Below are 18,401 nucleotides of genomic sequence, written 5' to 3'. Positions count from 1 at the left end.
CTTCCAGCTTCGGGCAATGTATCCTCAGACAGGAGCATCGAGCCCTTAACGGTGCACATCCTGCCGGCTCACATCGACCGTTCCATCCGGCAAAACCGGTAGCCGAATCCATTCGCAGTGCCGCATGCATCGCGACAGAATGCGTTCGATTAAAGGCACAGCCCGCTAATACCAAGGATCGATGATAGGAATTCATAGGATCGGCTCGATCTTCGTCTCCGGCCAGGAGAGGTTCGCAGTCACGATGCCTTCGCATAGTGCAAGAGCCTCGACGCCGCCGGAGACGAAGAGAAGCCGGCCGGAGGTGGGTTCCTATCATCGATCCTTGGTATGAATATTGCCGGATTTCTGCTTTGGCTGCGGCAACTGATCGGTCACCGACAGATTGGTCAGCTTGTAGCCCGCCTGATGCGCGGCCTTGGCGAGGAGATGGGCGGAGATCGGCGCGGTCAGCACGAAGAAGGCGAAACCGGCGAGCGCCCGCAACAGGATGGCGGTGTCGAATGCATGGATGCCGGCGGCCAGCAGCAGCAGGCCGGAGCCGATCGTGCCCGCCTTCGAGGCGGCATGCATGCGTGTGTACAGGTCGGGAAAGCGCAGCAGGCCGAGTGCGGCCAGCACGCTGAACAGCGAGCCGATCACCAGCAGGACACTGACGGCGATCGCGGTGGCCATATCGATATCTGTGGCCATCACCGGGCTCCCTTGTGTCTGCGGCGGGCCGGCTTGTCGCGCCTGGCCTTCTGCACTGCCGGTGGCGCCTCGCCTGCGCCCTTCTCCGCTTCCGGCGACAGTCCGCGTGCCAGGATGAAGCGGGCAAAGGCGACGGTTGCAAGGAAGCCGACGAGGCTGAGCGCAATGGCGATGTCGATATAGAGATTGTAGCCGCTGCGGATGGCGATGACGGCGATGAAGCCGATGGCGATCGCCACCAGCATGTCGAGACCGAGCACCCGGTCGGGCAGCGTCGGCCCGCGCAGGATCCGCGCCACCGTCAGCAGAAGGCCGAGCGACAGGGCAATCAGGGCGAAGGACGTGGAGAAGGAAAGGATGGCGGATGCGCTCATGCCGGAAAAGCCTCGCGAATACGGCGCTCGAAACCGCTGGAGATTGCCCGCCTTTCGGCTGCCGGATCATGACAATCGAGCGCGTGCACGTAGAGGATCTTGCGGTCTTCCGAGACATCGACCGACAGTGTGCCCGGCGTCAGGGTGATCAGGTTGGCCAGAAGCGTGATCTCGAAATCGCGCGTCAGCGTCAGCGGGAAAGCGAAGATACCCGGCCTCAGCCGCATGTTCGGTCTCAGCACCATGATCGCCACCTTGACCGCCGAGAGCATGAGCTCCTTGAAGAACAACGCCGCCAGCAGCAAAAGCTTCACCGGGCGGACCCGGTGCAGGCTGGCCGGGAACTGTTCACGCACCAGCCACAGCGACAGCGCGCCGACGGCAAAGCCGAGCAGGAGATTGTGGATGGTGAAGCTGCCGGAGACGGCGGCCCAGATCAGGGTCAGCATCAGGTTGACGGCAATGAACGTCATGGCGCGCTCCCCGCCGGAAAGACGGAATTCAGATACGCCGACGGTTCGTCGAGCGTCAAGGCGGCGCTCTTGATGAGGGCAAGCAGGGTTTCGGGAAAGAGGCCGATGAGGACGCTGAGTGTCGTCAGTACCAGCAGCGGCAACAGGGCCATGGGCGGCAAAACCGCCTGCCCCGTCGCGCTGCCTTCCTGTGCCGGCCGCCAATAGGCGAGCAGGAACACCCGGCCGGTGGCGATCATCGTCAGGAAACCGGCGAGCAGCAGCGCGCCGGCCAGCCAGCCGGCACCGCTGTCGAGGGCTGATTTGACCAGCATCACCTTCGGCCAGAAGCCGGAGAACGGCGGCAGGCCGGAAACGGCGAAGAATAGCATCAGCGACAGCGCCGTAAACAGCGGATGATCCCGGTAGAGCCCGCCGAGGTTAATCAGCGAAAAGCCGCCGCCGAGACGCGCGGCAAGACCCGCCGCCAGATAGAGCGCCGTCATCACCAGCATGGAATGCAGCGCATAGAAGATCGCGCCGCCGATGGCGTCCGCCCCGCCGATGGCAATGCCGGCCAGCATGGCGCCGATGCCGGAGATGACGAGATAGCCGAGCAGGCGGCGGGTATCGGTCTGCGCCAGGCTCCCGAGTGCGCCGGTCAGCATGGTGAGTACCGCAACGACGGCGATGACGAGGCTCAGTTGTTCCCGCTCGAACGGAAACAGCATGACGGAGACGCGGATCAGCGCATAGATGCCGACCTTGGTGAGCAGGCCGGCAAACAGCGCGGAGACGACGATGCGCGGCGTGTGATAGGAGGCCGGCAGCCAGAAGTTCACCGGGAACGCCGCCGCCTTCATCGCGAAGGCAAGAATGTAGAAGCCCGTCAGCGTCACCAGCGGCGCGGTGTCGCGCAGGTCCGGCGCCTTGCGGGCAATGTCGGCCATGTTGAGCGTGCCGAAGATGCCATAGAGATAGCCGGTGGCGATCAGGAACAGCGTGGTGGCGACGAGGTTGAGGAAGCCGTATTTCACCGCCCCGTCGATCTGCTCGCGCTCGCTGCCGAGTACCAGAAGCCCGAAGGAGGAGATCAGCAGCACCTCGAACCAGACATAGAGGTTGAAGATATCGCCCGTCAGGAAGGCGCCGCTGACGCCGGCCATCAGCAGCATCAGGAAGGGATAGAAGCCATAGCGACGGCCGCTGGCATTGATGTCGTCGATGGCAGCGATGGCACCCACGAGCGCCACGACCGCGGCCGTCAGCGCAAACAGCGCGCCGGTCAGATCGACGGTGAAGGCAATGCCAAACGGTGGCAGCCAGCGGCCCATGACCATCGTCACCGGGCCGCTCTGCGCCACATGCCACAGCAGCACGGCATCGAGGCCGACGAGGACGGCAAGGGCGGCGACGGCGATCAGCGGCTGCAGGAACCCCTTGTGCCGGACCATCATCAGCACGGCACCGATGCCGATGCACCAGGCGACCGGCAGGATCACCAGCCAGTCGAGCGCCGCCACCGGCTGAAGAACCAGGGCTGCGGAGAGATCTGCGGGGGAAGTCGAAACGGCCATGGTATGTCAATATCCGAGCGGCGGCGGCTGGACGTCGTCCGGCTCGGCCACGCGCATTGCGTCGGTGTTGTCGGTTCCAAGGCCGCTATAGGCCCGCCAGGAGAGCACCAGCAGGAAGGCGAAGAACGAGAAGGAAATGACGATCGCCGTCAGGATCAGCGCCTGCGGCAACGGATTGGCCGTCGGCCCGGCGGGCACGTCGAGCCCTGCCCCGATCACCGGCGGCACCTCGCGCATGATGCGGCCGCTGGTGAAGATCAGCAGGTTGACGGCATTGCCGAGGATGGCGACGCCAAGCAGCATGCGGATGATGAACTTCGACAGCAGCAGATAGACGGCGAACGAGAGGAAGATGCCGGTGAGAACGGCGAAAACGGGTTCCATCAATCCTCCCCCCTTTCCTCGAGCGACAGGGCGATGGATGTAACCGCGCCGACGACGACCAGATAGACGCCGATATCGAAGGTCATGACGCTCGACAGCGGCACCTCCTGCCCGAGGATCACCGGATAGGCCCAGAGCCCGGACATGAACGGCACATGGAAGACCATCGACACGAGGCCCGACAGCGTTGCCAGCAGCAGCCCGGCGCCGGATATCGCCAGCGGATGAAAGACGATCGCGCGGCGCACGGTTTCGACGCCGAAGGCGATGCCGTAGATCGACAGGGCGGCAACGGCGATCAGCCCGCCGATGAAGCCGCCGCCCGGCTCGTTGTGGCCGCGCAGAAGCACGAAGACCGAAAACAAAAGCATGACGCCGACGATCGGCGGGGCGGCGGTGCGCAAGATCAGCGATTTCATCGGCCGGCCTCCTCCGCTTCGGGATCATTGTCGGCGATGCGCCGCATCGAGCCTGCCCGCAGCCGTACCAGCGACAGCACGGCGAGGCCCGCGATCATCACCACGGCGATTTCGCCGAGCGTATCGGTGCCGCGGAAATCGACGATGATGACGTTCACGACATTGCCGCCATGGGCGATGGTTTTCGAATACTGGTTGAAGAAATCGGTGAGCGCCGTGTTGAACGGTCCCTCCGTCACCTTGAGCAGCAGCAGCGTGGCGCCGAGCCCGCAGGCAAGCGCGATCGCCGCATCCGGCAGGGTCTGGCGCAGCGGGCGGTGGTCGGACGGAGACAGCCTCAGCCGCGTCATCACCAGCGCCAGGATGACGACGGCCAGCGTTTCGATCATGAACTGGGTGAAGGCGAGGTCCGGTGCCCCATAGAGCAGGAAGATGACCGCGACCGAGAAACCCTGGATGCCGAGCGAGACGATCGCCGTCAGCCGGTCCTTGGCCAGAAGAACCGCGACAAGCCCGATCACGGCAATGGCCATGATGGCGAACTCGTGCAGCGGAATGGACGGGAAGATCGGCGGCCGGGCCAGCTCGCCGAACAGGAACGGCGGCACGATGAGGACGATCGCCACCATCACGAAGGTCACGGTCATATAGGTGTCGAGCCTGCCGTTCTGCAGCCGCCGTGTGACGACAAAGGACAGGCGAACGAGGCCGCGGATGGCCTGGTCGAAGCCGCGATCCGGCCCCCAGCCGATGGCAGCGAGAGCCGCTGCGATGCCCGCGCGAAGACGTGCAAGGCCGAGATAGAAACCGATACCGGCAGCGACGGTCAGCGCCGACAAGGCCAGCGGCACGCCGATATGCGGTTCGAGCGACAGGGTAACGGTGCGTGCTTCACCGGCGATGGCCGAGGCCATGGGCGAGGAAATCAGCGCATGGACGGTGCCGGACAGGAAGGCGGCGGCAAGTCCCGCAAGCGCCAGCAGACCGGGACCGAGCCAGAGCAGAAGCGGCGCCTCATGCGCATGTTTCGGGGTCGCGACGGGTTTACCGACGAACGGCATCAACGCCACGGCAAAGGCAACGGCGAACATCAGGGCGTTGCCGATGATGACGAGCGCCGCAAAGGTGATCGAACGCGGGCCGAAAGCCGAGAGTGCGGCATAGACCTCCTCTTTGGCGAGGAACCCGAAGAAGGGCGGCAGCCCGCCCATCGAAACGGCGGCGGCAAGCGCAATCGCAAATGTCAGCGGCATCGCCGAGCGCAGGCCGCCGAGCCGCGTCACGTCGCGCGTCCCGGTCTCGTGGTCGATGATGCCGGCCACCATGAACAGCGCGCCCTTGAACAGCGAATGCGCCACGAGATACAGCACAGCCGCCTCGATCGCATAAGGTGCACCAAAGCCGGTCAGCATCACCAGAAGGCCGAGCGACGACATCGTCGTATAGGCGAGCATCAGCTTCAGGTCGGTCTGGCGCACCGCCAGAAGCGCGCCGATGAGAAGCGTTGCCGCGCCGAAAACCGGCAGGATGATCTGCCATTCGGCCGTGCCGCCCAGCACCGGGTTGAGCCGCATCAACAGGTAGACCCCGGCCTTCACCATGGTGGCCGAATGCAGATAGGCCGAGACCGGCGTCGGTGCCTCCATGGCGTTCGGCAGCCAGAAATGGAACGGGAACTGCGCCGACTTGGTGAAGGCGCCGCCCAAAACGAGGATCAGCGCGGCGAGATAAAGCGGGCTTGCCTTAACCACAGGGCCGAGCGACATCAGGCCTGAGAACTGGGTGACGCCGGCGATGTTCCAGAGCACGATCAGGCCGGCGAGCAGGAACAGCCCGCCGCCGCCGGTGACGACCAGCGCCTGGAATGCAGCGCGGCGGGCGGCTTCGCGCTGGTGGTCGAAACCGATCAGCAGGAAGGAGGTGATCGAGGTCAGCTCCCAGAAGACGAACAGCATCAGGAAGCTGTCCGAGGCCACCAGCCCGAGCATCGAGCCCATGAACATCAGCAGGAACGAGAAGAACCGGCCCTGATGCGGATGGCCTTTGAGATAACCGCCGGAATAGAGCACGATCAGCGCACCGATGCCCGAGATCAGCAGGATGAAGGTCAGCGACAGGCCGTCGACCAGCCAGGAAAAGCTGACATTGAAGGACGGCACCCAGGCGTAACCGCCGGTGACGGTTCCCCCGCGGGCGATGTCAGCCGAAAAACCGGCGAAATGCGCGAAAATCGCCACAGGAATGAGGGCTAGCACCCAGGCGGCGTTGTGGCCGAGCGCTCGCGTGAGCAACGGCGCTGCAAGCGCGCCCAGAAAGGGAAGGCAGAGGGCCAGAAATGTCAGATCGGCGACATTCATGGGTCAGCGGGTTCCTTTCACGGGTTGCAGCGGCGAAAAGCGAGCGATCAACGACGAGTGCCGTTGCAGACAGATTTGGGATAAGCCAAGCGATGGGTAAACTCAAGGTTGGGAAAGGATATACAGGCCTCGCGCCCGGTCTCGACCCCAAGACTCCAGCCGCCGCGATAGAGCAATTTGATCGCGCGGCCCTGACGGCGATTGCCGGAACCAAAGGTCCTTCCTATATTTCCGGTAGACATCAGGGAGGGACAGATGAGCGACACCGGTACCTTGAAAGTGATGAAGTCCGATGAGGAGTGGCGGGCACAATTGACGCCGGACCAGTATCGCATCACCCGCCAGCACGGCACCGAACGCGCCTTTTCAAGCCCCGATTTCGATCTGGGCAAGAAGGGCATCTATCACTGCGTCTGCTGCAACCGGCCCCTCTATCGCTCCCAGGCGAAATTCAATTCCGGCACAGGCTGGCCGAGCTTCTACGAGCCTATCTCCAATGACGCGGTGACGAAGCACCACGACATTTCCTACGGCATGAGCCGGACGGAAATCCGCTGTGCCGATTGCGACGCGCATCTCGGCCACGTGTTTCCCGACGGTCCGCCGCCGACGGGCCTTCGCTACTGCATGAACGGCGTGGCCCTCACCTTCGAGCAGGAATGATCCTGCCCGCAAGCGCGGCCTCGCAACCGCGTCAGGACGGCTGCCTGGTGCTTTCGATGACCGTCTCAGGGGCCTGCGGCGTGCTGAAGACATGGGCAAACAGCGCGTAGAGACAGAGCGCCAGAACGACCAGCGCCATCAGCGGAACGAATATGAAGACCAGGATGACCGACCAGTTGCGACCCGATACCTCCGCCTCGTCCGCTTCGCTCCACAGGGGAACGCCCATGTCGTCCTCGCCATAATCCCGGCGTTGACTTGAATCCTGGTATTGACTTGCATCGTTGCGATTTGCGGGATTCCTCCGCTCAGACATGCTCTCTCCCTCCCGGTGTTGTTTTTCCACCGTTTTATCCAGCATAGCCCCTTTTTCGGCCAAATGTTCAAAATTACCAACAAAGCGTTAATGGGTTGAAATAAATCGTTCGATCACCCTCTACGGATGTGGAGGACGAATGGTTCTGCCTATTCGACAACAAGCGCAATAAAGAGGAACGGAAGCGCTGGGCCGAAGCAGCCATGCAACCTGCCAAGGCGAACGCATCGTGTTTTCAGGCGGTCGCGCCCTTTTCACGCGGGCGCTGCCAGAGCAAAGCTGCCATGAAAAATGTAAAAACGATCGCGGCCGCGACATAGGATATCCGCGTGGAGAACGATTCCGCGGCGCTGCCCGGCAGTGGCGACACGCCGAGCCCGAACAGGATCAGGAATGTCGTCAGCGCACCTGCGTAGACCTTCGCGTCGGCGGAGCGCGCTGCCGCGCGTCCGCCGAGCAGCAGGCAGACGACCAGCATGATAACGAACATTGAAAACAGGTTCGGACGAAGGGTTAGAAGAGCGTAGGCGACCGATGCGATGATGCCGCCCAGCAGGTTCACGACGACAAGCCCAATGGCCGCCCGGCCGCTCGCGGCGACATCGAGCTGCCCGAGCAGGGATGCCACCGTTATCGGAATGACCAGCGCCGCGCCGAGTTCGTCGCTCGTCAGGCAGATCGTGACAGCCGCCAGCAGGATCGCCGTGTTTGCCAGCGCACGCGGATAGTCGGGCGAAGCCGTGTTCACCGGTTGCGCCAGTGGCCCTATCGATGCCGGTTCCGGAACGATCGCATGCGCCAGCCACATCAAGACGGTGCCGTTCACGACTCCAAGGACGAGGATCGACAGGATCGATGCTGCCAGCTCCTTGTTGAGGATGCCGAGCAGCGGCACGATGATCGCCACGACAAGGACAAGGAAAACCGCCGGGCCGCCCCTGCCGCTCGACTGGGCGAGAAAGCAGGCGAAGTAGATCAGGCCCAGCAGCAGGAGGAACGTCGCCGGACGGTCGCCGAACCATGCGGTCAGGACGATCATGAAGACGCCGGTGGCGAGAAAGAGAACAGCCATGCCCAGCGTCTTGCCAAGCGGCATGGGCTGGGAACGCGACAGGATGAACTGCGCGGCAAAGAGCGGCCCGAGGAACGGCACGATTGCCCCTGTCGCAACCGAGAGCGTGAAGCCTGCCGATACCGCGAGCGCCAGCCGCAGGCCTTTGCGTTTCTGTTCCGCCAGGATGTTGTCAACTGACATAGGTCAGCACCGACATGATGCGTATCCAGAGCGAGCCCCAGGCATTCGTGACCGGGTTCTCCCCTGTGTAGATCACGACAGTCGCCTGCGAACCGTAGCGGACCCCTTTCGGCCGTCCTTCATCCAGGATCAGCCGGACCGGGAAGCGCTGCGGCTCCTGGCCCCAGCCGGTGTCGCTGCGGATCGTCGGCAAGCCGGTGCTGGGATCCGTATTGCCCTGCGAGACCCCCAGGCCGACGCTTTCGACCTTCGCGCCGAACAGTTGCCCCGGCAGGGCGTCGAACAGAACCTGGGCCTGGTTGCCGACCGCGACGTTCTCGAGACTGTTCTCCTTGAAGGCCGCCGCGATCCAGATGGTCCCGACATCGATGAAGGTCATGGCCGGCTGGCCGGCGCTGACCACCTTGCCGATCGAGAGCTGCAGGTTGGTGACGACGCCGGCGGATGGCGCGCGCACGGTCGTGCGCAAGAGATCAAGCTGGGCCCGCTCCAGTGCCGCGAGCGCCGCCTTGATCTGGGGATTGTCGCTGCCGGCGGGGCCGAGTTCCTCCTGCGCGCTGACGAGATCGGCCTGTGCGCCCTTCACCGCCGCGTCCGCCTGATCGAAGGCGAGCTTGGCTTCGTCGAACTTCGCCTGCGCGTAGACGCCGCGCTTCACCAGCTCCGAGGCGCGGCCGAATTGCTCGCTGGCATTGTCGCGGTTGGCCTGGGCCTCCACGAGCCGGGCCTGCACGGCATCGACCTGCGCCGTCGAAGCGCCGATCGTCTGGCCGACGCGCGCAAGGGCTGCTTCAGCCTCCGCAACCGCGATCTGGTAGCGGCTGGAATCGATGCGGAACAGCACCTGATCGGGCTCCACCGGGGAATTGTCTGTTACGTTGACCTCGACGACACGCCCCGTCACTTCCGGCGCGATGCCGACGACATAGGCCTGGACCTGCGCCTGCGAGGTCGAGGGCGTCCGCCGTTCCATGAAGACCGAAAGGACGAAAAGCACCAGGGCCAAAAGCACGATGATCAGCGCGACCCTGCGCAAAGGGTTGCCAGCCGGCGTCGCTGGCACGGGTTCGCCGAGAGGTTCGTCAGAAGCCACGGTCTGTTCCTTTGACTATCGGTGCTTAAGCAGCAGGATTTTCGGGATAGACGACACGGCTGCCACGGACGAACAGCGAGCGGATCTTGTCCCAGAAATTGCCGCCGAGAACGAAGAAACTTGCAAGGAACATCACGTCGCCGAGCAACTGGAGCTGCCAGATGTTCGGACGCAGGCCCGGCCAGATCGCATCCAGATACGGTTCCAGCGAAGCCGAAATCAGCGGGACGCAGAACATGACGAGGCCGAGAGTGTACCGCACCCGTCCGATGCTGGTGTCCGGAGCAAGGCGGAAGACGCCGAAGATCTTGCTCTTGAGCTGCTGGAAACCGGATTTTCCCATCACCGCGATGACCAGCAGCAACAAGACCTTGTTGACGATGAAGATCACCCCGGTAATGGCAGCGATCCGTGTACTCGGTACACCCGCCCATGCTGCGATCGGCACGCATAGCCACATGGCTATGGCGATGCAGACAAGGACAATGCCGAGCTTGAAACGCCAGGCCGGTGCTTGCGGCGCGACGTTTTCTTCCATTTGAACTGACATTCTTTCGTCCCTCCCCTGAAGCGCCGATCGTTTGTCGAGCAGCGCGGCTCCCCGCTTTTTCCCCATGAAAAACAACTATAAACCGCAAGTTAGGATTTTAGAATACGAGAAGAATGCAATTGTAGAGATTGTTGTCGGGCAGGGATCAACGATGACAGATATCGGGTAGCGGGGGGCCAATTTTCATGTTTTGCTGCTGCTTGTGGCGAATAAACATCCGGCCGGCGGCGTCCCGCTTAGACCCGCTTTGCCGGGCCGGCGCAGACGGAACGGAAGGGAAGCTGCCTTGAGACATGCCTTGATGCTGATAGCGGGCCTTTGCTCTGCATGTCCTGCCTTTGCGGCGGACGACTGGACCCGCTATTCCAACCCGCGCTTCGGCTACAGCGCCGACGTTCCGCCGGGCTTCACGCTCGAGCAGGAAGGCGACAACGGCGACGGGGCGGCTTTCCGCTCGGATGACGGCCACGCCCGGCTATTGCTCTTCGGCACCATGGTCGAAGACGACGGCTTCGCCGCCGAGGCGCGCAACCGCATCGGCTGGGACAAGCAGGAAGGCTGGGAGATCACCTACGACAAGGTGACGCCGGGCTGGGCGAGTTATTCCGGCGCGCGGTCGACCCATATTCTCTACGTGCGCGGCATCGCACTTTGCGACGGCAGCGCTGCCTATTTCCATCTCGACTATCCGCGCGATGCGCTGAAACGGTTCAACAGCGTGATCAGCCGCATGGTGAAATCTCTGCAACCGGCTGCGGGATGCAACCAGGCACCGCAGGCAGCACCGGGCGCGGCGCAGAACTGATACGCCGCGTCCAGGCCGTGCGATCGAAAATGGAGATCAGGTCGAGGCGCTGCTGATGCAGGTCAGCACGGCCGAATAGTGGACGGCGGCGGCGGCGACGACGAAGCCGTGCCAGATGGCGTTCTGGTAGCGCAGCTTTTCCCAGACGTGGAAGATCACGCCGCAGGAATAGATGATGCCGCCGATCAGGATGAGGATCATCGTCGTTTCCGTCAGTTGCGACAGCAGCGGGCCGGCGGCAAAAACGCCGCTCCAGCCCATGGCGAGATAAAGCAGGATCGCCACCTTGTCGAAGCGGCCGGGAAAGACACATTTGATCAGCACGCCGACAATGGCAATCGTCCAGATGCCGATCAGCATGCCGAACAGATAGGGGTCGTCCCAACCGCGCTGCAGGAAGGGCGTGTAGGTGGCGGCGATCAGCACGAAGATCGAGGAATGATCGAAGCGGCGCAGGAACCACTTGGTCTGCGACACGGGGTAGAGATTGTAGAGGAAGGAAATCGACAGTGTCGCCACCAGCCCGGCGCCGTAGATCCAGGCGGCCGCCAGCTGCCCCGACGTGCTCCAGACGCTGGCATAGAAGATCATTGCCGTGACGCCGATCAGCGCGAAGGCAAGCCCGATGCCGTGGACGACGCCATCGGCGATCAGCTCAGAGCGATCGTAATTCCATTTGATGCCCTTGATCTCCAAGACAGCCTCTCAACGCTCCATTTCATTCCGGTTCGACGGTGCTTGCCGGCAAGACCACAGTCTGCCGTCAACACCGACCTACGGCAAGCCTGGCCGCCATGGCAATTTGACACAGGGTTAAGAGCGGAAACAGGGCGGCCAGGATCAAGAATTGCGACAGATCGACATTTCGCCTGTCCCCCAACACCTGTACCTGAGCGCCGCTGTTCCCCAGGAGACTTGCGAAAGCAGCACTTTTCAAGAGAATAATCGCAACACGGACACGCGGCTCGCAGCGGAGACAGCCATGACATCGAAACAGCCTAGCCTCTCCTGTCCGGGCGCCTTTGCCGCCGCTGCACTGCTTGCCGCCCTCGCCTTGCCGTTCAATGCCCTCGCCCAGGTCGATCCGAATGCCGGCACCGGCTATGCGTCGCCGCCGCAGATGGCGCCGCCCGCTGCCAATACCCGCGACGGTGCCTCGATCGGCACGCTGGAAACGGTCAAGCCCGCCGCGAACAACAATGGCATCGATCCCTGCGACACGCTGGCGGCCGATCCGCTCGATCACGACCGGGCGAGGACCGTGACCGCCGTCGAATTCGATGCGCTCGACGGCCCTGCCGCGCGTGCCGCCTGCGAGACGGCGCGCGCTGCGAAACCCAATATCCTGCGCTTCATCTACCAGTCCGCCCGCGCCAGGGAAAAGCAGAAGGACTATGCCGGTGCGCTCGATCTCTACCGCAAGGCGGCCGGGCGCGGCTATCCCGCTGCATTCGCGGCGATCGGCTATGCCTATGACAATGGCGAGGGCGTGGCGCAGGACGAGAAGGAAGCGATGCGCTGGTATCTCGATGCCGCCCAGCGCAACAATGCCTGGGCGATGTTCAATCTCGGCTATTTCTACGATTCCGGCCGGGCGGTGCCCGAGGACGATGCCGCAGCGCTCGACTGGTACGTCAAGGGCGCCACCGGCGGCAATGCCCGCGCCATGAACGACGCCGGCTTCCTGCTGGAGACCAGCAATACGGTGCCGCGCAATGTCGAGGAAGCCCGCCGCTGGTATGTGCGGGCGGCGGAAGCGGGCAATGCCGTCGGCATGACCAATGCCGCCAACTTCCACCTCAACGGCATCGGCGGGCCTGTCGATACAGTAAAGGCGCTCGACTGGTACAGGAAAGCGGCCGATTTCGGCAATGCCGACGCCATGAACGGCCTCGGCTACATGCTTTATTCCGGCATCGGGATCGAAAAGGACGTGGCGGAAGGCATGCGCCTCTATCGCAAGGCCGCCGATGGCGGCAACGCCACGGCGCTCACCAATATCGGCTATGCCTACGAGACCGGCGAAGGCGAAACCCAGGATTTCGACCAGGCGATGGATTTCTATCGCCGCGCGGCGGAGGCCGGCGATTCCATCGCCCTCAACAATGTCGCCAATTTCTATGACAAGGGCCTTTCGGTAAACGCCGATCCCGTTCTTGCCGCCGAATGGATGGAAAAGGCGCTGAGGGCCGGCGCCACCTTCAGCCGCAACCAGATGCGCGATAACTCCGGCAACTGGTCGCTGCCCTTCCGCAAGGCGCTGCAAAAACGTCTCGCCGACCAGAAACTCTATTCCGGCCCGATCGACGGCGGCTTCGGCCCGCAGACGCAAGCGGCGATCGACCGGATTTTCGGGGTTCGGTAGAGCGTGATGCGGAAAGTCGTTGCCGATGGCGACGGCTGCCAACATGGGTTGGTATCGGCGTCAACGGCAACTGTACGACAACTCAAGATTTGCGAAGCCTCAAACGTGCCAGTGGGCCTCCGCCTACCGATCGATCAGCACCGCGCATTTGCAATGGCTGGCGACGCGGCTGGCGGTCGAGCCGATGAAATAATCGATCAGGCCCGGGCGATGCGAGGCGATGATCACCAGATCGCCGTCCACCTCCTCGGCAAAGGCATTGATGACGCCGGCCGCCCCGCCGATGCGGATTTCGACGCTGCCCGCGATGCCATGTTTTTCCATGAGATCGGTCAGCGTCTTTTTCGCGTGCTTGCGCGATTCCTCGATCATTTCCAGCGGAAAATCGACGATCATGTACCCTTGCGCATAGGCATTCAGGTCCTCGACGACATTCAGCAGGATGATCTTGCCGCCCTCGTCGAGCAGCGACTGGGCGCGCTCCAGCACTTTCTCGCCATGCTCCAGATGGTCCATGGCAATCGGCACGATGATTTTCGAATACATGACGGTCTCCTCGGGTTCGCCGCGCTGGCTAAGGGGCGGAATGTCCCGCCTCACGGGCCGTTATATGCATCAACCCTCGCTACCTTGCGCGGATGGATTCAATATAGGTATGCCAACGCGAAAGTCACAACCTGCCATGCAGTCGCAGGCGATTGTCAACGGATGGAGAACACTACATCCTCAATACGGCATCTTTCATGAACGCCGCGCGCGCGTCATATAGGTTGGCAATACAATCAAACGGGAGCGCGCCATGACCGGCTTCGACAGACGAACGTTCATGAAGTTTTCGGCAACCGCCCTGGTGACCGGAGCCGTTGCGACCACAGCCAAGGCAGAAAGCCCTGATATGACCGAGCAAGCCGAAAACCACGCCGTCCGCATGCCCGCCTATGTCGATCATTCGCATCTGGTTGTGCGCGACCTGCCGATGGTCTCCTCCTGGTACCAGACGATCATGGGGCTTTCGCCGATCGAAAAGACGGCAAGCGGCGAGACGCTCGGCGTTGCCGGCCGGCCGCTTCTGACGCTGACCACGCAAGGCAATGCCGCGCCAGCGCCGCGCAACGCACCGGGCCTGTTCCACACCGCGTTCCTGGTTCCCGACCGCAACGAGCTTGGCCGCTGGCTGGCCCATATCGCCCATAACAACGTGCCTTTGCAGGGCGCCTCCGACCATCTGGTCTCGGAAGCCATCTATCTCGGCGATCCCGAAGGCAACGGCATCGAGGTCTATCGCGACCGGCCGCGCGCGGAATGGAACTATATCGACGACGGCATGGTGAAGATGGCGACGCTGCCGCTCGACCTGCAGGCGCTGTACGACGAAGCGCCGAAGGACAAATGGGACGGCATGGCCGACGGCACCGCGATCGGCCATATCCATCTGCAGGTCTCGGACATCCCGCAGGCCAACGCCTTCTTCGGCGATGTGCTCGGCCTCGACCTGATGGCCACCTATCCCGGCGCCAGCTTCTTTGCCTCCGGCAAATACCACCACCATGTCGGCGCCAATATCTGGAACTCGCGCGGCGCGGCGAAGCGGCAGGCCAACATGACCGGTCTTGCCGACTATACCGTGCATTTCAACGATCCGGCCAAGTTGCAGAATGCCATCGCCAAGCTGGACGAACTGGAAATCCCGGTGACGCGCAATGGCGATACCGTGTCCCTGATCGACCCCTGGGGCATCGGCCTGAAGCTGGCGGCGTAGACCATCCACACCGCCAACGCAGAAGGTTAGTGCGTTGCCCCGGAGCCGCCGACGGCGACGATGGCAAAGGGCTGGCCTTCGACGGGGATCGTCGCGGTCTCGGCAAACGTGCCGCTGTCGATCATCCGCACCAGGCTGTGGCGCGGGTCGGTGATGGCGATATGATCGCCGGCAACCGCCAGCCGCGGGCGCGGATCACGCCAGTGACCATCCTTGCTGTAGGGCTCGGTGACGGCAGCCGAGCGGGTGATTTCGCCGCTGACCGTATCCAGCAGATGCAGCTTGCCGTCCTCGGTGAGGATATAGGCGTTGCGGGCATGGGCCGGATCGAGGATGAAATCGACGCGGCGGGTGGTGAGCTCGACGAGGCGATAGGGCGTCGCGCTGTCGGGGTCGATCAGCACGACCTTGTCCTCTCCATAATTGCCGAGAAAGAACTGCATCGACCTGCCGCCGAGCAGGGTTGAAACCTTGCCTTCCGGCAGATCGTCGCCATAGGCGATCATCTCAAGCTTCGGCCCGTCGATGCCGCCCGGCCGGGCGACCAGAACCCCCTCCTCGCACCCGAATGCGACCAGGCGCGCCGACGTCGCTTCGCCATGCAGGCCCGTGCAGGGCGCGACATCACCGATCTGTTTTCCTGCCCGGTCGACGACCCGCAGGCCAAGTCGCGGCGGAAGTTCGTCAGGCTTCACCTCGACGGTCATGTTGGGGACAGACACCAGGATGTTCCTGCCCATCGGCACCGCCACGCCATGGTGCGGCGCCGTCGTATCGATGCTTTCGGCAGCGTTCTTGCCGTCAAGCAGCGCGCTTTCCTGGAAGAGATCGGTCTTGCCGCCGCGATCGTAGAAAATTGCCACATCGTCGCCATGGGTCACGACATGGCCCGGCTTCCTGCCGTTGATGACGCCGGGCAGCAGTTTCGGATCGGAAACCGCGATATCCCGGTGCTCGCCATGGTCCGAAAGCGCAATGCCTGTTGATATAACCTGCACCGTGTCCTTGTCTCCCTGCACGGCAAAGACTGTCTTTCCCGTATCGCTCAAGGAGAGCGCCGCAAAGCCGCCGAGGTCGAACCGGCCAATCTCGCTGCCGCTTGAAGCATCCAGCGCCCGCACCACCGGCTGCGTATATCGGCGACGAACAGCCTCCATGTTTCCGTGTGGTCATCGGCGAAGGCCGGAAGGGGCGATAGCGCCGTCAGCGCCAGAACGGCGGCAATCTGCATCGGTTTGCCAAGATGGATAGACATGGGATTCTCCTGCGGAATTAAATGTAATAACATTACGTTTGTTATAAAGTTACGTTTTCCTTGTCCACCCTGAAAATGTGCACCGGCGGTTGCGGATCCAGGATTTCCACAGCGGTGCACGGTTCGATGGTGTGGAAACGAGGATCGGGCTGAAACGATGGGTTTGACGGGGCGTCGCGCGCGCAGGCAGGCCCCAGAGGGCAATCAGCCGCCGCAGGCAGCTGCCCGCTTGAGAAGGAAAGCCTTTTCGGGGTCGTTGCGGCTGAGCGCTGCGGCCCGTTCGAACGCGACCCGGGCTTCCGCCAGGCGGCCCGCCCGGAACAGGAAATCTCCCCTCGCCGCCGGCAATGGCGCATAACCGGCCAGGGCTCCGGCCGGATCAATCTCGCTGAGCAGCGTCAGGCCGGCCTCGGGACCGAAGGCCATGCTGTGGGCGACGGCCCGGTTAAGATCCACCACCGGCGACGGCATGACCGCACGCAGTCTGTCGTAGAGCCCCGCCATTCTCTTCCAGTCCGTTTCCTCCGGTTTGTGCGCCCGCGCGTGGCAGGCGGCAAGGGCTGCCTGAAGGGCGTAGGGACCCTCGGCTCCGCCCAGGGCTTCGGCGCGTTCGAGCGCCGCCAGTCCCCGTCGGATCAGAAGCTGGTCCCAGCGGGCGCGGTTCTGTTCGGTGAGCGGTATCGGCGAGCCGTCCGGGGCGACGCGGGCATTGAGCCGCGAGGCCTGAATTTCCATCAGCGCCAGCAGGCCGAACACCTCGGGCTCGCCGGGCAGCAGGCCGGCGAGGATACGGCCCAGCCGCTGGCCCTCGGCGCACAGGGCGGGACGGATCAGGTCTTCGCCGGCGGTGGCCGCGTAGCCCTCGTTGAAGATCAGATAGATCACCTCCAGCACCGAGGCGAGGCGTTCCTTCCGTTCCGGCCCGCGCGGGACTTCATAGGCAAGTCCGGCCTTGCCAAGGGTCTTCTTGGCCCGGACGATGCGCTGGGCAATCGTCGTTTCGCTGGACAGGAAAGCGCGGGCGATCTCGTCCGTCGTCAGCCCGCCGATCAGCCGCAGGGTGAGAGCGGCGCGCGCCTCGGGCGACAGGATCGGGTGGCAGGCGGTAAAGATCAGGCCCAGCAATTCGTCGCCGAGGTCATCGTCCAGCGCCGCCTCGATCGCCTCGACAGGGCTCACGCTTTCGTCTTCGAGGTCCCGGCCGATTTCGGCATGTTTGCGCGCCAGCATGGTCTTGCGGCGGAACCCGTCGATGGCGCGGCGCTTGGCCGCCGCCATCAGCCAGGCACCGGGATTTTTCGGCACCCCGGTCTTCGGCCATTCGGAAAGAGCAATCACCAAGGCGTCCTGCGCCAGCTCTTCGGCAAGACCGACATCGCGCACCATGCGGGCCAGGCCACCGATGAGCCTGGCCTGTTCGATCCGGAAAACCGTCTCGATCGCATGATGGGTTTCTGTCGCCGCCATGCTCCCCGCTTAGGCGAGGAGCAAGGGCCGCGTCAAGCCGCAGCGGCTTGACGATGACAGACCGGTTTAGCGCTTGGCAGCCTTTTCGCGCAGCCGCTCTTCCTGTTCGACGAGTTCCGGCGTAAACGCTTCGCCGAAATCGGCCGCCTCGAAGACCGGGCGAATCTCGAGTTCGCTCGGCCCCGGCATCGGGTTGGGGCAACGCTTTGCCCACTCGATGGCCTCGGCCATGTCCTTGACCTCCCAAAGCCAGAAGCCGGCGACCAATTCGCGCGTTTCGGCGAAGGGACCGTCGATGACAGTGCGGCCGGGACCGTCGAAAGCGATCCGCTTGCCCTTGACCGACGGGTGCAGGCCCTCGCCGGCCATCATGATGCCGGCATTGACCAGTTCCTCGTTGTACTTGCCCATGGCCGCCAGAAGCTCTGTCGTGGGCATGATGCCCGCTTCGCTATCCTCGGTCGCCTTTACCATAACCACTACACGCATCGTCTTTCTCCTCTGATTCATGGAAGCCGCAGCGGCCTTCCCAATCATACGACGAACGAGCCCGCATGCGATCGACATCCCGCCGAATTTTTTTCAAAAAATCACGGCAAGGATCGCGCGTGCCCTCG

Annotated in this window: 19 protein-coding genes and 1 pseudogene; 4 read left to right on the top strand and 16 right to left on the bottom strand. The window is 63.3% G+C overall.

The window, feature by feature from the left end; all coding sequences use genetic code 11:
* Positions 1–315: 315 nt before the first annotated feature.
* The 7 genes from mnhG to J2Z75_RS16040 are packed head-to-tail and all read right to left on the bottom strand — an operon-like array spanning position 316 to position 6,256.
* Positions 316–693, bottom strand: a complete 378-nt coding sequence (gene mnhG / locus J2Z75_RS16070) for a monovalent cation/H(+) antiporter subunit G (protein ID WP_234937367.1) — start codon at positions 691–693, stop codon at positions 316–318.
* The gene (locus J2Z75_RS16065; protein ID WP_209853763.1) at positions 693–1,067 is read right to left on the bottom strand and encodes a cation:proton antiporter; all 375 of its coding nucleotides are present in this window, start codon (positions 1,065–1,067) and stop codon (positions 693–695) included. The genes mnhG and J2Z75_RS16065 overlap by 1 nt, the downstream gene beginning before the upstream one ends.
* Positions 1,064–1,540 carry a Na+/H+ antiporter subunit E gene (locus tag J2Z75_RS16060; protein ID WP_209853762.1) on the bottom strand — a complete coding sequence of 159 codons (477 nt, stop codon included), beginning with the start codon at positions 1,538–1,540 and terminating at the stop codon, positions 1,064–1,066. Before J2Z75_RS16060 ends, J2Z75_RS16065 begins: the two co-directional genes overlap by 4 nt.
* Complete coding sequence (locus tag J2Z75_RS16055) at positions 1,537–3,096, bottom strand: Na+/H+ antiporter subunit D (RefSeq protein WP_209853761.1); 1,560 nt, start codon at positions 3,094–3,096, stop codon at positions 1,537–1,539. The genes J2Z75_RS16060 and J2Z75_RS16055 overlap by 4 nt, the downstream gene beginning before the upstream one ends.
* 6 nt (positions 3,097–3,102) lie before the next feature.
* Complete coding sequence (locus J2Z75_RS16050) at positions 3,103–3,480, bottom strand: Na+/H+ antiporter subunit C (protein WP_209853760.1); 378 nt, start codon at positions 3,478–3,480, stop codon at positions 3,103–3,105.
* Positions 3,480–3,899 carry a Na(+)/H(+) antiporter subunit B gene (locus tag J2Z75_RS16045; RefSeq protein ID WP_209853759.1) on the bottom strand — a complete coding sequence of 140 codons (420 nt, stop codon included), beginning with the start codon at positions 3,897–3,899 and terminating at the stop codon, positions 3,480–3,482. The genes J2Z75_RS16050 and J2Z75_RS16045 overlap by 1 nt, the downstream gene beginning before the upstream one ends.
* A complete protein-coding gene (locus J2Z75_RS16040; RefSeq protein WP_209853758.1) occupies positions 3,896–6,256 on the bottom strand; it encodes a putative monovalent cation/H+ antiporter subunit A in 2,361 nt (786 codons plus the stop codon). Before J2Z75_RS16040 ends, J2Z75_RS16045 begins: the two co-directional genes overlap by 4 nt.
* A gap of 255 nt (positions 6,257–6,511) precedes the next feature.
* Here J2Z75_RS16040 and msrB point away from each other — a divergent pair, with 255 nt between their 5' ends.
* Positions 6,512–6,919 (top strand): peptide-methionine (R)-S-oxide reductase MsrB, encoded by a 408-nt coding sequence (msrB, locus tag J2Z75_RS16035; protein WP_209853757.1) that lies wholly within the window; start codon positions 6,512–6,514, stop codon positions 6,917–6,919.
* A 31-nt stretch (positions 6,920–6,950) separates the two neighbouring features.
* Here msrB and J2Z75_RS16030 read toward each other — a convergent pair whose 3' ends face one another.
* The 4 genes from J2Z75_RS16030 to J2Z75_RS16015 form a co-directional block, all read right to left on the bottom strand.
* Positions 6,951–7,235, bottom strand: a complete 285-nt coding sequence (locus J2Z75_RS16030; protein ID WP_209853756.1) for a hypothetical protein — start codon at positions 7,233–7,235, stop codon at positions 6,951–6,953.
* Positions 7,236–7,470: 235 nt separating this feature from the next.
* Positions 7,471–8,490, bottom strand: a complete 1,020-nt coding sequence (locus tag J2Z75_RS16025) for a DUF2955 domain-containing protein (protein WP_209853755.1) — start codon at positions 8,488–8,490, stop codon at positions 7,471–7,473.
* Positions 8,480–9,583, bottom strand: coding sequence for an HlyD family secretion protein (locus J2Z75_RS16020; protein WP_327791260.1), 1,104 nt, complete (start codon positions 9,581–9,583; stop codon positions 8,480–8,482). Before J2Z75_RS16020 ends, J2Z75_RS16025 begins: the two co-directional genes overlap by 11 nt.
* Before the next feature lie 25 nt (positions 9,584–9,608).
* Complete coding sequence (locus J2Z75_RS16015) at positions 9,609–10,133, bottom strand: transporter suffix domain-containing protein (protein WP_209853754.1); 525 nt, start codon at positions 10,131–10,133, stop codon at positions 9,609–9,611.
* A 286-nt stretch (positions 10,134–10,419) separates the two neighbouring features.
* Between J2Z75_RS16015 and J2Z75_RS16010 the strand changes: the two genes are divergently transcribed.
* Positions 10,420–10,938, top strand: a complete 519-nt coding sequence (locus J2Z75_RS16010; RefSeq protein WP_234937366.1) for a hypothetical protein — start codon at positions 10,420–10,422, stop codon at positions 10,936–10,938.
* 36 nt (positions 10,939–10,974) lie between these two features.
* On the opposite strand, the gene trhA is transcribed toward J2Z75_RS16010, so the two are convergent.
* A complete protein-coding gene (gene trhA / locus J2Z75_RS16005) occupies positions 10,975–11,634 on the bottom strand; it encodes a PAQR family membrane homeostasis protein TrhA (protein ID WP_209853753.1) in 660 nt (219 codons plus the stop codon).
* 286 nt (positions 11,635–11,920) lie between these two features.
* Here trhA and J2Z75_RS16000 point away from each other — a divergent pair, with 286 nt between their 5' ends.
* On the top strand, positions 11,921–13,303 hold the full coding sequence (locus J2Z75_RS16000) for an SEL1-like repeat protein (protein ID WP_209853752.1): 1,383 nt from the start codon (positions 11,921–11,923) through the stop codon (positions 13,301–13,303).
* A gap of 123 nt (positions 13,304–13,426) precedes the next feature.
* On the opposite strand, the gene J2Z75_RS15995 is transcribed toward J2Z75_RS16000, so the two are convergent.
* A complete protein-coding gene (locus tag J2Z75_RS15995) occupies positions 13,427–13,849 on the bottom strand; it encodes a universal stress protein (protein WP_209853751.1) in 423 nt (140 codons plus the stop codon).
* A gap of 349 nt (positions 13,850–14,198) precedes the next feature.
* On the opposite strand from J2Z75_RS15995, the gene J2Z75_RS15990 reads away from it, so the two are divergent.
* Positions 14,199–15,062 carry a VOC family protein gene (locus tag J2Z75_RS15990; protein WP_234937387.1) on the top strand — a complete coding sequence of 288 codons (864 nt, stop codon included), beginning with the start codon at positions 14,199–14,201 and terminating at the stop codon, positions 15,060–15,062.
* 26 nt (positions 15,063–15,088) lie between these two features.
* Here J2Z75_RS15990 and aztD read toward each other — a convergent pair.
* The 3 genes and pseudogenes from aztD to J2Z75_RS15975 form a co-directional block, all read right to left on the bottom strand.
* A pseudogene (aztD, locus tag J2Z75_RS15985) lies at positions 15,089–16,317 on the bottom strand (zinc metallochaperone AztD).
* Between the two features lie 204 nt (positions 16,318–16,521).
* Entirely contained in the window at positions 16,522–17,784 is a 1,263-nt protein-coding gene (locus J2Z75_RS15980) for an RNA polymerase sigma factor (RefSeq protein WP_209853749.1), read from the bottom strand.
* 66 nt (positions 17,785–17,850) lie between these two features.
* Positions 17,851–18,273, bottom strand: coding sequence for a YciI family protein (locus J2Z75_RS15975; RefSeq protein WP_209853748.1), 423 nt, complete (start codon positions 18,271–18,273; stop codon positions 17,851–17,853).
* Positions 18,274–18,401: the final 128 nt, after the last annotated feature.

Source organism: Rhizobium herbae, assembly GCF_017873135.1.
Classification (GTDB): Bacteria; Pseudomonadota; Alphaproteobacteria; order Rhizobiales; family Rhizobiaceae; genus Pararhizobium; species Pararhizobium herbae.
This window is presented reverse-complemented; position numbering and strand designations above follow the sequence as displayed.

Bases quoted from the DNA above. Each gene is read 5' to 3' on its own strand.
- J2Z75_RS16060 (WP_209853762.1), bottom strand. From the start codon at position 1,540: ATGACGTTCATTGCCGTCAACCTGATGCTGACCCTGATCTGGGCCGCC.
- J2Z75_RS16065 (WP_209853763.1), bottom strand. From the start codon at position 1,067: ATGAGCGCATCCGCCATCCTTTCCTTCTCCACGTCCTTCGCCCTGATT.
- J2Z75_RS16045 (WP_209853759.1), bottom strand. From the start codon at position 3,899: ATGAAATCGCTGATCTTGCGCACCGCCGCCCCGCCGATCGTCGGCGTC.
- J2Z75_RS16000 (WP_209853752.1), top strand. From the start codon at position 11,921: ATGACATCGAAACAGCCTAGCCTCTCCTGTCCGGGCGCCTTTGCCGCC.
- J2Z75_RS16050 (WP_209853760.1), bottom strand. From the start codon at position 3,480: ATGGAACCCGTTTTCGCCGTTCTCACCGGCATCTTCCTCTCGTTCGCC.
- J2Z75_RS15975 (WP_209853748.1), bottom strand. From the start codon at position 18,273: ATGCGTGTAGTGGTTATGGTAAAGGCGACCGAGGATAGCGAAGCGGGC.
- msrB (WP_209853757.1), top strand. From the start codon at position 6,512: ATGAGCGACACCGGTACCTTGAAAGTGATGAAGTCCGATGAGGAGTGG.
- J2Z75_RS15980 (WP_209853749.1), bottom strand. From the start codon at position 17,784: ATGGCGGCGACAGAAACCCATCATGCGATCGAGACGGTTTTCCGGATC.
- J2Z75_RS16025 (WP_209853755.1), bottom strand. From the start codon at position 8,490: ATGTCAGTTGACAACATCCTGGCGGAACAGAAACGCAAAGGCCTGCGG.
- J2Z75_RS16040 (WP_209853758.1), bottom strand. From the start codon at position 6,256: ATGAATGTCGCCGATCTGACATTTCTGGCCCTCTGCCTTCCCTTTCTG.
- J2Z75_RS15995 (WP_209853751.1), bottom strand. From the start codon at position 13,849: ATGTATTCGAAAATCATCGTGCCGATTGCCATGGACCATCTGGAGCAT.
- J2Z75_RS16015 (WP_209853754.1), bottom strand. From the start codon at position 10,133: ATGTCAGTTCAAATGGAAGAAAACGTCGCGCCGCAAGCACCGGCCTGG.
- J2Z75_RS16055 (WP_209853761.1), bottom strand. From the start codon at position 3,096: ATGGCCGTTTCGACTTCCCCCGCAGATCTCTCCGCAGCCCTGGTTCTT.
- mnhG (WP_234937367.1), bottom strand. From the start codon at position 693: ATGGCCACAGATATCGATATGGCCACCGCGATCGCCGTCAGTGTCCTG.
- J2Z75_RS15990 (WP_234937387.1), top strand. From the start codon at position 14,199: ATGACCGAGCAAGCCGAAAACCACGCCGTCCGCATGCCCGCCTATGTC.
- J2Z75_RS16030 (WP_209853756.1), bottom strand. From the start codon at position 7,235: ATGTCTGAGCGGAGGAATCCCGCAAATCGCAACGATGCAAGTCAATAC.